The 12,062-nt window shown below is 71.3% G+C and carries 11 protein-coding genes and 1 pseudogene; 6 read left to right on the forward strand and 6 right to left on the reverse strand.

The window, feature by feature from the left end; translation table 11 throughout:
• Nucleotides 1-113 precede the first annotated feature (113 nt).
• Nucleotides 114-1,130 (forward strand): GlxA family transcriptional regulator, encoded by a 1,017-nt coding sequence (locus tag QMZ92_RS16730; RefSeq protein WP_283298180.1) that lies wholly within the window; start codon nucleotides 114-116, stop codon nucleotides 1,128-1,130.
• A 29-nt stretch (nucleotides 1,131-1,159) separates the two neighbouring features.
• On the opposite strand, the pseudogene QMZ92_RS16735 reads toward QMZ92_RS16730, so the two are convergent.
• From QMZ92_RS16735 to QMZ92_RS16745, 3 genes and pseudogenes are all read right to left on the reverse strand, one after another.
• A pseudogene (locus tag QMZ92_RS16735) lies at nucleotides 1,160-1,369 on the reverse strand (ISAzo13 family transposase); the annotation flags it as partial.
• An 89-nt stretch (nucleotides 1,370-1,458) separates the two neighbouring features.
• On the reverse strand, nucleotides 1,459-3,912 hold the full coding sequence (locus tag QMZ92_RS16740) for an HAD-IC family P-type ATPase (protein WP_283298181.1): 2,454 nt from the start codon (nucleotides 3,910-3,912) through the stop codon (nucleotides 1,459-1,461).
• A gap of 319 nt (nucleotides 3,913-4,231) precedes the next feature.
• Entirely contained in the window at nucleotides 4,232-4,522 is a 291-nt protein-coding gene (locus tag QMZ92_RS16745; protein WP_283298182.1) for a DUF2530 domain-containing protein, read from the reverse strand.
• A 213-nt stretch (nucleotides 4,523-4,735) separates the two neighbouring features.
• Here QMZ92_RS16745 and QMZ92_RS16750 point away from each other — a divergent pair, with 213 nt between their 5' ends.
• Nucleotides 4,736-6,202, forward strand: a complete 1,467-nt coding sequence (locus tag QMZ92_RS16750) for an NCS2 family permease (protein ID WP_283298183.1) — start codon at nucleotides 4,736-4,738, stop codon at nucleotides 6,200-6,202.
• A 64-nt stretch (nucleotides 6,203-6,266) separates the two neighbouring features.
• On the opposite strand, the gene QMZ92_RS16755 is transcribed toward QMZ92_RS16750, so the two are convergent.
• Nucleotides 6,267-6,530, reverse strand: a complete 264-nt coding sequence (locus QMZ92_RS16755) for a hypothetical protein (protein ID WP_283298184.1) — start codon at nucleotides 6,528-6,530, stop codon at nucleotides 6,267-6,269.
• Nucleotides 6,531-6,662: 132 nt separating this feature from the next.
• Here QMZ92_RS16755 and QMZ92_RS16760 point away from each other — a divergent pair, with 132 nt between their 5' ends.
• From QMZ92_RS16760 to QMZ92_RS16775, 4 genes are all read left to right on the forward strand, one after another.
• Entirely contained in the window at nucleotides 6,663-7,100 is a 438-nt protein-coding gene (locus QMZ92_RS16760; RefSeq protein ID WP_138054584.1) for a MarR family winged helix-turn-helix transcriptional regulator, read from the forward strand.
• Nucleotides 7,101-7,126: 26 nt separating this feature from the next.
• Nucleotides 7,127-8,494 (forward strand): MFS transporter, encoded by a 1,368-nt coding sequence (locus tag QMZ92_RS16765; protein WP_283298185.1) that lies wholly within the window; start codon nucleotides 7,127-7,129, stop codon nucleotides 8,492-8,494.
• A gap of 91 nt (nucleotides 8,495-8,585) precedes the next feature.
• Nucleotides 8,586-9,155: an RNA 2',3'-cyclic phosphodiesterase gene (gene thpR, locus QMZ92_RS16770; protein ID WP_283298186.1), complete on the forward strand. Its 570-nt coding sequence runs from the start codon at nucleotides 8,586-8,588 to the stop codon at nucleotides 9,153-9,155.
• 380 nt (nucleotides 9,156-9,535) lie between these two features.
• Nucleotides 9,536-10,525 (forward strand): aldo/keto reductase, encoded by a 990-nt coding sequence (locus tag QMZ92_RS16775; RefSeq protein WP_283298187.1) that lies wholly within the window; start codon nucleotides 9,536-9,538, stop codon nucleotides 10,523-10,525.
• Between the two features lie 132 nt (nucleotides 10,526-10,657).
• Here QMZ92_RS16775 and QMZ92_RS16780 read toward each other — a convergent pair whose 3' ends face one another.
• Both QMZ92_RS16780 and QMZ92_RS16785 read right to left on the reverse strand, forming a co-directional pair.
• A complete protein-coding gene (locus tag QMZ92_RS16780) occupies nucleotides 10,658-11,098 on the reverse strand; it encodes an NUDIX hydrolase (RefSeq protein WP_502962074.1) in 441 nt (146 codons plus the stop codon).
• Nucleotides 11,099-11,144: 46 nt separating this feature from the next.
• Nucleotides 11,145-11,669, reverse strand: coding sequence for a P-loop nucleotide/nucleoside kinase family protein (locus QMZ92_RS16785; protein WP_283298188.1), 525 nt, complete (start codon nucleotides 11,667-11,669; stop codon nucleotides 11,145-11,147).
• Nucleotides 11,670-12,062: the final 393 nt, after the last annotated feature.

The raw sequence follows: 12,062 nt of genomic DNA on the forward strand, positions 1-12,062 counted from the left end.
GAGACGGCAGGGGCATGCCACGCATCCAAGGACGCGCAGGCCCCCGCCGCTCGCCGAGCCTGATCTCATCCTTTGCCACCGGCATCGTTGGGTGTGAGTGGTAGAAGTGGCGCATGACGCAAGAATCCTTGCAGGCCGCTTCCCGGGGGCTCCGACCGCACCGGGTGGCAGTCATCGCGGACGAGGACACCAACCCCTTCGAACTCGGCTGCGCCACGGAACTGTTCGGGCTGCCCCGGCCCGAGCTCGGCCGTGACCTCTACAACTTCACGTTGTGCACGCCCCACGACCGCACGGTCATGCGCGACCGCTTCTTCACGCTCACCGCAGCAGCGCGCCTCGAAGCCGCCGAAACAGCCGACACCCTGATCATCCCGAGCAGGCCGGACGTCGGCAGGCCGCGCCACCCCGCCGTACTGGACGTCATACGCCGCGCCCACCGCCGGGGCGCCCGGCTGGTCTCCTTCTGCACCGGCGCTTTCGCTCTGGCCGAGGCCGGCGTGCTGGACGGGCGCCGGGCCACCACGCACTGGCAGTGCACGGACCTCCTGCGCTCTCACCATCCCGCCGTCCGCGTCGAACCCGACGTCCTCTTCGTCGACGACGGCACGATCCTCACCTCCGCGGGCAGCGCCGCCTCACTCGACCTCGGCCTGCACATCATCCGCCGCGACCACGGCGCGGAGACCGCCAACACCATCAGCCGCCGCCTCGTCTTCCCCGCGCACCGCGACGGCGGACAGAAGCAGTTCATCGAACGCCCCTTACCCGACCTGCCCGACGAGTCCCTGGCCCCGCTCCTGGCCTGGGCCCAGGAGCGGCTCGACGCACCTCTGACCGTCGCGGACCTCGCAGCCGAGGCAGCCGTCAGCACCACCACCCTGCACCGCCGCTTCCGCACCCAGCTGGGCACCACACCCCTCGCATGGCTGACCGCGCAGCGCGTCACCCTCGCCCGCCGGCTCCTCGAACGCGGAGACACCCGCTTCGACGACATCGCCCGCCACACCGGACTCGGCACCGCGGCCAACCTCCGAACGCTCCTACGCCGAGAAACGGGACTCACCCCCTCGGCCTACCGGCAACGCTTCGGTCCGGAGACGCACTTCATCCGGACGGCACCGCGCTGACCGCGGGCGACATCCAGGCCCACCCCACCGCGCCCCCCGCTGAACCGGGACCGCCGCACCCGATCCAACGGCTCCTCGCAGGCCTCCAGCTCGGACCCGCTCTTGCGGACCGTCGTCTCACCGACACGTGCGGCCCGGGCGACGGCCCGAATGCCGCCATGGCCCGGCACTCGGGCCGCAGCCCCGGCAGCAGTCGACGCTGCAGCGCGTCCATGCGGGAACAACACCGGAAACTTCACAGGGAGTTGGTCACGAGTCCCGTCAGGGAAGCGCGTACCACAGCAGCGGGCCCCAGGACGGGAAGCACACCTTGGTTCCCTGCGAGCGCTCAGGCCGGGAAGCGGCGGTCCACCCATCGCCATGCGAACTCCAGCACCCCCGCCGCCAGCGCGGCGATGGCGACCGCCGCCCACGGCATCGTCGTGCCCACCAGCCGCAGGGCGAAGAAGTCCTGCAGCCAGGGCACCATGAGGACGATCAGGAAGGCCAGTCCCATCGCCGCGACCAGGCACATGCGCCACAAGGTGTAGGGGCGGGCGATGATCGCCAGCACCCACATGGCGACCAGGAACAGCGTCAGCGTCGCCGCGCTGGTCTCGGCGGCCAGCGCGCCGGGCCCGCTGTAGTGGTGCCGGGCGAGGAGGTATGTCGAGAAGGTGGCGCCCGCCGCGACGATCCCGCCGGGGATCGCGTACCGCATGACCCGCCGTACGAAGTGGGGCCTGGCGCGCTCCTTGTTGGGCGCGAGCGCCAGGAAGAACGCCGGGACGCCGATGGTCAGTGTGGACAGCAGGGTCAGATGCCGGGGCAGGAACGGGTACTCGACCTGCGAGCAGACCACCAGGATCGCCAGCAGCACCGAGTAGACCGTCTTGGTCAGGAACAGCGTGGCGACCCGGGTGATGTTGCCGATGACGCGACGGCCCTCGGCCACCACCGACGGCAGCGTGGCGAAGCTGTTGTTGAGGAGCACGATCTGCGCGACGGCCTTCGTCGCCTCGGAACCGGAGCCCATGGAGACGCCGATGTCGGCGTCCTTGAGGGCGAGGACGTCGTTGACGCCGTCGCCCGTCATCGCGACCGTGTGGCCGCGCGACTGGAGCGCGCCGACCATGTCCCGCTTCTGCTGCGGGGTGACCCGCCCGAAGACCGCGTTGGCGGCGAGCTCGTCGGCCATCGCCTCCCGCTCGGCAGGCAGCTTGCGGGCGTCCACGGTGTCCGCCGCGCCCGGCAGCCCGAGCTTCCCGGCCACGGCGCTCACCGACACCGCGTTGTCGCCCGAGATGACCTTCGCCGCGACGTCCTGCTCCTCGAAGTAGCGCAGGGTGTCGGCCGCGTCGGGCCGCAGCCGCTGCTCCAGCACGACCAGCGCGGTGGGCCGGGCGCCCGCGGCGACGTCGAGGTCGTCGAGCTCGCCCGCGGCGCGCGCGAGCAGCAGGACGCGCAGGCCCTGCTCGTTGAGGCCGTCGACCTCGCGCAGGGCGGGCGCGCCGGGGGGCAGCAGTACGTCGGGGGCGCCGAGCAGCCAGGTCGAACTCTGCCCGTCGCCCTCGCTGAACGCGGCTCCGCTGTACTTGCGCGCCGACGAGAACGGCAGGGACTCGGTGCAGCGCCACTCCTCCCGGTCCGGGTAGGCCTCGATGATCGCCTGGAGGGAGGCGTTGGGCCGCGGGTCGGACTCGCCGAGCGCCCCCAGGACGGTGCGCACGTAGTCCTCGTCGCAGCCGTCGAGGGTGCGCAGCTCGGTGACGTCCATGCCGCCCTCGGTGAGGGTGCCGGTCTTGTCGAGGCACACCACGTCGACCCGGGCGAGGCCCTCGATCGCGGGGAGCTCCTGGACGAGGCACTGCTTGCGGCCGAGCCGGATGACGCCGATCGCGAAGGCGACGGAGGTGAGGAGGACGAGGCCCTCGGGGATCATCGGTACGATTCCGCCGACGGTGCGGGCGACCGAGCCCTTGAAGTCGTCGCCCTTGACGACGAGCTGGCTGACGATGAGGCCGAGGGCGGTCGGCACCATCATCCAGGTGACGTACTTGAGGATCGTGGAGATGCCGGAGCGCAGCTCGGAGTGGACGAGGGTGAAGCGGGACGCCTCCTCGGCCAGCTGGGCGGCGTAGGCCTCACGGCCGACCTTGGTGGCGGTGAAGGCGCCGCCGCCGGCGACGACGAAGCTGCCGGACATCATCCGGTCCCCGCGCCGCTTCAGGACCGGGTCGGCTTCACCGGTCAGCAGGGACTCGTCGATCTCGAGGCCGTCGGCCTCGGCGACCTCGCCGTCGACGACGACCTTGTCGCCCGGTCCGAGCTCGATGAGGTCGCCGAGCACGATCTCGGAGGTGGACACCTCCCCGGAGACGCCGTCGCGCCGGACGGTCGGTTTCGCCTCGCCGATGACGGCGAGCCCGTCGAGGGTCTTCTTGGCGCGCAGCTCCTGGATGATGCCGATGCCGGTGTTGGCGAGGATGACGAAGCCGAACAGGGTGTCCTGGAACGGCGCGACGAAGAACATGATCGCCCAGAGCACGCCGATGATCGCGTTGAAGCGGGTGAGGACGTTGCCCCGGATGATGTCGACGGTGGAGCGACTGCTGCGAAGGGGGACGTCGTTGACCTCACCGCGTGCGATGCGTTCGGCGACCTCGTCGGCGCTCAGCCCGCCGGACCGGTGCCGCACGGGCGGCGGCACGGGATGTACGGGGTCGAGCTCCGCCCCCGCGTCGATGACCGGGCCGCCGTGCGGCTCGGCTCCGTCGCTGCCGATCTCCGACCGCTGAGTCATGCCTCCGACGGTACGGCGGTGTGGCCCCCTTCACCCCCCGAGCCGCGGATCCGGCCATGGCCGGATCCCGCCGAAGCGGGAGCGTGGCTCGGCGACGCGTCGGACGCGGGTGGCGGATCACCGGGGCCCTTGGCGCCGGGGCGGGAGTCCGCCCGTGCTCGGGGCTCGCCCCGCCGTCGGCGCGACCGGGTGAGCGGCCCGGCGCCGTCCGGCGCGTGCGCACGGGGCCCGGCCCGGGATCCCGGCCGCACGAGGGGCGTCCGGTGGGCTGTCCGGGGCGCGCGAGGGTGTCCCGCCTTGGGGGCCGGGGGTCGCCCCGTCAGTCGGTGCCGTGCGAGGCGGCTTCGGCGCGCGGGCCGTGCGAGGCGGCTTCCGCGCGCCTGATGGCCGCGTCGCGCTTGCGCACGTACCAGATGCCGAGGAGGCCGAGCCCGCCGCCGGCCAGGCAGGTCCACACCCACCAGTCCAGCTCGCGCTCGGCGAACCAGCCGTAGAAGGGGACCTGGACGAGGAAGAGGACGAACCAGAGGATCGTGCCGCCGGTGATGGTGGCGACGACCGGCCCCTCCAGGGGCTCGGGTGCCTCGTGCTTGGGGGTCCACTTCGCCATGCGGTCAGTGTAGGCGGCGATCTCGGCGGCCCCGACGCTGTCCCCGGGGGCCGCGACCTGTCTTTGCCCACCGTCGTCTACGCGCGGAGATACCGATCTTCCGCATATACGTTCATACTGAACCGGTTTGTGTCCGACCGGTTTCCTTCGTATGAACATCCAGGGGAGCCGGTCGTGGTCAGCCACCCCCGCACCACCTCGACGAGGACTCGTATGCCCCCCACGGCCACCGCTCCCGCGGACGCCCGGCAGTCGCAGCGGCCGGGCTCCGGTTCCCGTGCCCCCGGCCGGCTCGACCGCTACTTCAAGATCTCCGAGCGCGGATCCACGGTCTCCCGTGAGGTCCGCGGAGGCTTCGCCACCTTCTTCGCCATGGCGTACATCGTCGTGCTGAACCCGATCATCCTCGGCAGCGCCAAGGACGTGTACGGGCACCAGCTCGACGGCGGCCAGCTGGTCACCGCGACGGTGCTCACCGCGGCCTTCTCGACCCTCCTCATGGGCGTCATCGGCAACGTCCCGATCGCCCTGGCCGCCGGGCTCGGGGTGAACACGGTCGTCGCCCTCCAGCTCGCCCCGCGTATGAGCTGGCCCGACGCCATGGGCATGGTGGTCCTCGCCGGCTTCGTGGTCATGCTGCTCGTGGCGACGGGCCTGCGTGAACGGGTCATGAGCGCCGTGCCGCTCAGCCTGCGCAAGGGCATCGCGATCGGTATCGGTCTGTTCATCATGCTGATCGGGCTGGTCGACTCCGGCTTCGTCTCCCGCATCCCGGACGCCGCCCACACCACCGTCCCGCTCCAGCTCGGACTCACCGGGCACCTCTCCGGCTGGCCGGTCCTGGTCTTCGTCCTCGGCACGCTGCTCACGCTCGCGCTGATCATCCGCAGGGTGCCGGGCGCCATCCTGGTCTCCATCGTCGTGATGACGTTGGTCGCCGTCGTCGTCCAGATGATCGCCCGGCTCCCCGGCGAGGCGTGGGGCCTGACCGTGCCGGAGTGGCCGGGCAACCCCGTCGCCACGCCGGACTTCGGGCTCGTCGGCCAGGTCAGCCTGTTCGGTGGCTTCGAGAAGGTCGGCCTGCTCACCGGTGCGCTCTTCGTCTTCACCGTCCTGCTGTCCTGCTTCTTCGACGCGATGGGCACCATCCTCGGCGTCGGTGACGAGGCGAAGCTGATGGACGACAAGGGCAACCTCCCGGGCATCAACAAGGTGCTGATCGTCGACGGCGTCGCCGTCGCCGCGGGCGGTGCCACCTCCTCCTCCGCCAACACCTGCTTCGTGGAGTCGACGGCGGGCGTCGGCGAGGGCGCGCGCACCGGCCTCGCCTCGGTCGTCACGGGCGGTCTCTTCGCGGTGGCGCTGTTCCTGACGCCGCTGGCGACCATGGTCCCGTCCCAGGCGGCGACGCCCGCGCTGCTCGCGGTCGGCTTCCTGATCCTCGCCGGGTCGGTCAGGGACATCGACTGGAACGACTTCACGATCGCCGTGCCGGCGTTCCTGGCGATGGTGATGATGCCGTTCACCTACTCGATCACCAACGCCATCGGCATCGGCTTCATCGCGTTCAGCGTGCTGCGTCTTGCGGTGGGGCGAGGCCGTGAGGTGCCGGTCCCGATGTACGTCGTCTCGGCGGTCTTCGTCTTCTCCTACGCGATGCCGGCGCTGGGCCTGACGTAGTCCGCGGCGCCCGGCCGCACCCGGCTGTCCGTTCGACGGCCCCCGCCGCTGCCCGCTCCCGGCCTCATGCGGTCGTGTCGCGTCCCGTGCCGGGCCGGCCGGGGTCCTCGCCCGGCCCCGGCAGGCCCGGCACGGGACCGTAGAACTTCTCCGTCTCGTCGACGGCCGTCTTGAAGCGCTCGTCGAAGTCGTCCCGAACGAGCGTCCGGACCACGTAGTCCTGGACGCTCATTCCGCGTCTGGCGGCATGCTCCCGTAGCCGGTCGAGCAACTCGCCGTCCAACCGCAGGCTGAGTACTGATGATGCGCTCGATGCTGTGGCTGCCATGTCAGCCAGCATCGTTGGCCGGAACCGATCGGTGCGTCACTTTCCGAAGCCCTCTCACTCTTTTGGGTGAGATGTGGGTGTGAGCCGTAACCCAGTAGTCATTAGGATGGGTAATGAGTTATGCTAAGGAACATGCCTGACCTGTCCCACGGCGACGACGTCGCCGCCGTGAACTCACTGCGCTCGGCCGTCATGAGGCTGGGCCGGCGCCTGAAGCACCAGCGCGTCGACGAATCGCTGAGCCCCACCGAGATGTCGGTGCTGGGCACCCTCGCCCGCTGCGGCTCGGCCACCCCCGGTGAACTGGCCCGCAAGGAGCACGTCCAGCCGCCGTCGATGACCCGCATCGTGGCGCTGCTGGAGTCCAAGGGGCTGGTCCGGCTGGAGCCGCATCCCGAGGACCGCCGGCAGAAGGTGGTCAGCCAGACCGAGCGGTCCGAGGTCATGCTCGAGGAGTCCCGCCGCAAGCGGAACGCCTGGCTGGCCTCGCTCGCCGAGGGTCTGGACGAGGAGGAGTGGGCCAAGCTGCGCGCGGCCGCTCCCGTACTGGAGAAGCTCGCACACCTGTAACGACCAGCCCGAGGAGGCGACCTCTTTTGAGTTCGGGACCCGGAGCAGACTCCGCACCCGCACCGAAGCCCCACGACCACAACGACACGAACGGCGCGGCCCCGGGAACCGGACCGGCGCGCAAGGGGACCTTCTCCTCGCTCAGGGTCCGCAACTACCGGCTGTTCTTCACCGGAGCGATCGTCTCCAACACGGGCACCTGGATGGCCCGCATCACCCAGGACTGGCTCGTCCTGAGCCTCACCGGCTCGTCCGCGGCCGTCGGCATCACCACGGCCCTGCAGTTCCTGCCGATGCTGCTCTTCGGCCTGTACGGCGGGGTCATCGCCGACCGCTGCCCCAAGCGCCGGCTGCTGCTCTTCAGCCAGGGCGCCCTCGGCCTCTGCGGACTGGCGCTCGCCGTGCTCACGCTCTCCGGCGAGGTCCGGGTCTGGCACGTCTACCTCATCGCCTTCCTGCTCGGCATGGTCACGGTCGTCGACAACCCGACCCGCCAGTCCTTCGTCTCCGAGATGGTCGGGCCGGGCCAGCTGCGCAACGCCGTCAGCCTCAACTCCGCGAACTTCCAGTCCGCGCGGCTGATCGGGCCCGCGGTCGCCGGTGTGCTGATCACCGCCGTGGGCAGTGGCTGGGCCTTCCTGCTCAACGGGCTGTCCTTCCTCGCGCCGATCGCCGGTCTGCTGCTGATGCGCCCGGCCGAGCTGCACCGGGCCGAGCGGGTGCCGCGCGGCAAGGGGCAGCTGAGGGAGGGCCTGAGGTACGTCGCCGGCCGGCCCGAGCTGATCTGGCCGATCGTCCTCGTCGGCTTCATCGGCACGTTCGCCTTCAACTTCCCGATCTGGCTGACGGCCTTCGCCGACAAGGTCCTCCACGCGGGTGCGGGTACGTACGGTCTGTTCAACACGCTGATGGCGGCCGGCTCCCTGGCCGGCGCCCTGCTCTGTGCCCGCCGCGCCTCCTCGCGGCTGCGGATGCTCCTCGGTGCGGCGGCCCTCTTCGGCGTGCTGGAGATCGCGGCCGCGTTCTCGCCGTCGTTCTGGCTGTTCGCGGTGCTGCTCGTCCCGATCGGCATGGTCGGTCTGACGGTGAACGTGACGGCGAACTCGTCGGTCCAGATGGCGACGGACCCCGTGATGCGGGGCCGCGTCATGAGCCTCTACATGATGGTCTTCGTCGGCGGTACGCCGCTGGGAGCACCGATCGTCGGCTGGCTCACGGACACCTACGGTGTGCGGGTCGGAATGGCGACGGGCGGTGCGGTCGCGGTCATCGCGGCGGTCACGATCGGCCTGATCCTGGTCAGGGTCGGCGGCATGCGTCTGAAGGTGGACCTGCGCCGCGGGCACCGGCACGTACGGATGGTGCCGCGCGAGCGGCTGACGGCTGCGGCATAGGGTGGCGGCTGCGGCGCGCGCTCGGTGGTGCGCACCACCGCGTCCTCGTGTGAGGGGGCGTGGGGGAACCCGTCGCTGGGAGACTCGGAGCATGAGACTCTTCGCCGCCGTGCTGCCGCCCGACGAGGCCCTGCGGGAGCTCGGGCGGGCCGTGGACCGGCTGCACGAGCTGCCCGGGGCGGACGGTCTGCGCTGGACCGGGCGGCCGGCATGGCACTTCACCCTCGCCTTCATGGGAGAGGTCGACGAGGCGTTGCTCCCCGACCTGACCGAACGGCTCGGGCGGGCCGCACGGCGCACCGAGGAGTTCCCGCTGCGGCTGCACGGCGGCGGGCACTTCGGCCGGCGCACGCTCTGGGTGGGCGCGGCCGGCGCGCTCGACGCGATGCGCATGTTCGCCGAGCGCACGGAGGCGGCGGCTCGGCGTGCGGGCGTCGCCATGGAGGAGCCCCGCCGCTACCACGCCCATCTGACCCTCGCCCGTACCCGAACCGACACGGATCTGCGCCCGTACGTCGACGCACTGGGCCCCTTCGAGGGCAGGCCGTGGACCGTGTCCCGGCTGCTGCTGATCCGCAGCAACCTGCCCGGCGGGGGCCGCCCGGGCGAGGGACCGCGCTACGAGGAGGCCGGCCGGTGGCCCCTGGGCGCGGCGGGCTGACGCCGGAGCCCGTACACCGCACGGCACCGCCGACCGATCCCGCCGCACGGCACCGCGGACCGGCCCCGCCGCACGGCACCGCGGACCGGCCCCGCGGAACCGGAGGGTCCGCGCGGGACGCCCCAGGCGCCGGGGGCCCGGCCCAGCCCGTTAGGCTCAAAGGGTGGACCCGAAGACCCGTAACCGGATCATGGCCGGTGTGCTCGTGCTGATGTTCGCCGTCGTCGCGGTGGCGGCTGCGCTCGGCCGCTGAGCGCCCGAGCCGGGTGGCGTGGCGCGCGGAGGAGCGGCGCGCGCGAGGAGTGACCAAGGCCCGGGGCGGGTGCGCCGCGCCGGTTCGCCCTTGCTTCGAGCGCACTCGAAGCAGTTGGCTGAACCCCATGAAGTACACGCAGCTCGGACGCACCGGACTCAAGGTAAGCCGACTCGTCCTCGGCACGATGAACTTCGGTCCCCAGACCACCGAGGCCGACAGCCACACGATCATGGACGCCGCGCTCGGCGCGGGCCTGAACTTCTTCGACACCGCGAACGTCTACGGCTGGGGCGAGAACAAGGGCCGCACCGAAGAGATCATCGGTTCGTGGTTCGCGAAGGGCGGCGACCGCCGCGACAAGGTGGTCCTCGCCACCAAGGTGTACGGGAACATGGGCGCGGACGGCGAGGTCTGGCCCAACCACGACAAGCTGTCCGCCCTCAACATCCGCCGGGCCGTCGACGCCAGCCTCAAGCGGCTGCGGACGGACTACATCGACCTCTACCAGTTCCACCACATCGACCGGAGCACGCCGGTCGAGGAGATCTGGCAGGCGATCGACGTCCTGATCTCCCAGGGCAAGATCCTCTACGCCGGTTCGTCCAACTTCCCCGGCTGGAAGATCGCCCAGACCAACGAGACCGCCCGCCGACTCGGCTCCTTCGGGCTGGTCAGCGAGCAGTGCCTGTACAACCTCGCCGAGCGGCGCGCCGAGATGGAGGTCATCCCGGCCGCCCGGGAGTACGGCCTCGGCGTGATCCCTTGGTCGCCGCTGCACGGCGGTCTCCTCGGCGGCGTGATCAGGAAGGAGACCGAGGGCGGGCGCCGTTCGGCCGGACGCTCCGCCGACGCGCTGGCCGACACGTCGGTGCGCGAGAAGGTCCAGGCCTACGAGGACCTGCTGGACAAGCACGGCCTGGCTCCCGGCGAGGTGGCTCTGGCCTGGCTGCTCACCCGCCCGGGTGTGACGGGCCCGATCGTCGGCCCGCGCACCGAGGCTCAGCTGGCGTCGGCGCTCCGGGCGCTGGAACTGGAGCTTCCGGGCGAGCTGCTGAAGGAACTCGACGCGATCTTCCCGGGCCCGGGGCCGTCCCCGGAGGCATTCGCCTGGTGAACGCCGGGGCCTGAGGGCTGCCGGCATCGGGGGCCCACCGGGGCCGAGAACGCCGGGGGACGGGGGCGCTGCTCCCGTCCCCCGGCGCGCGGATCGCCGGGCGGAGCGGCACGGGCCGCGCGGGCGAAGCGGTCAGGTGCTCTTCCGCAGCGGGGCCAGCAGTTCCGCGGGGTCCGGCGGCCAGACCGCCTCCGTCGCCCGGGCCAGTTGCTCGGGGGTCCACCAGCGCCACGCAAGGATCCTCTCCTCGACGTGCGCGGCGACGGCACGGTCCGTGGGCTCGCGGCGGGAGCCGTGGCAGACGTAGACGTGCTCGTGCTGGCGCACGGGGACACCGGCGCGGGTGAAGTCGTGTTCCCAGGTGCACAGCAGTGCGCCGGGCAGCAGATCGGTCCACCCGGTCTCCTCGCCCAACTCGCGCCGGGCCCCCTCGCGCGGGGATTCCTCGCGCTCCAGCCCTCCGCCGGGCATCGCCCAGTGGACTCCGACCTCCTCGTTGTCGTACCGGAAGAGGAAGACCGCGCCGTCGGGGTCGAGGACGGCAACGCGCGCCGCGCTACGGGGTTTTCGCATCCAGGAACCGGCCCGACGCCGCCCGATTTCGCGTGGCGGGCGGGCCTCAACCCTTGACGGCCTCTGCGATCCGCAGTGCTGCCTGCGCGGGCGTGAGGTGGGTGGTGTCGATGACCTCGGCCTCACCGTGTAGCCACGTGCGGGCCGCCTCGACATAGGGCTCAAGGTACTTGAGACGGAACGGAGAGTTGGGGCCAAGAACAGTGTCGCCCCCGATGCGCTCACGGAGGGTGTCCGGGTCGGCGTGGAGGACGAAGCGCCGTACCGGAATGGCATGGTTGGCGAGGCCCGTGCTGATCTCGCGCCAGTACTCCTCGATCAGGACAGTCATGGGCATCACCAGAGTGCCGCCGGCGTAGTCGAGTACGCGGCGGGCGGTCTCGACTACGAGCGGCCGCCACGGCGGCCAGTGCTGGAAGTTGTCCGTCCCGGGCAGCCCCGGCGTGATGTCCATGAGTGTCTCGCCGACCTTCTCGGCGTCGAACACCCGTGAATCCGCGATCAGCTGCTGCACAAGTGCACTGGTCGTCGTCTTGCCCGCGCCGTGGGTGCCGTTGAGCCATACGATCACGGAACCGACGCTGCCGCCGTGCGGGCCTGCGAACCTCCGCCATGACCACGGTGGCTCCAGGCCACGACTCGACGTAGCCCGAAGCATCGAACGCGCCGACCAGATGTCCCCGGTCGCCGAGTTGGGCGAGTTCGCGCTCGCAGTCCCTGGGGCGAGTTCATCGACTGCGCCGAAGGCGTCCGGTCCGTGAAGATCAGCGCCGCCCTGACCGACATGCGCGTCCGGCTGTCCGGCCACAGAAGGACCTCAGGGGTCAGCGAGCTGGACGGCCGGGCGGCTGCCCTCCTGGGCGACACCTGATCCCGTGCACCCGAAGCCAACTTCGCCACGCTCCAGGCCCTGCATCTGCACCGCGCCCATCTGCACCTCGCCCTGGGCCTCGCCGAGGGAGGC

Origin of the sequence: Streptomyces sp. HNM0645 (assembly GCF_030056615.1) — a bacterium.
Classification (GTDB): Bacteria; Actinomycetota; Actinomycetes; order Streptomycetales; family Streptomycetaceae; genus Streptomyces; species Streptomyces marianii.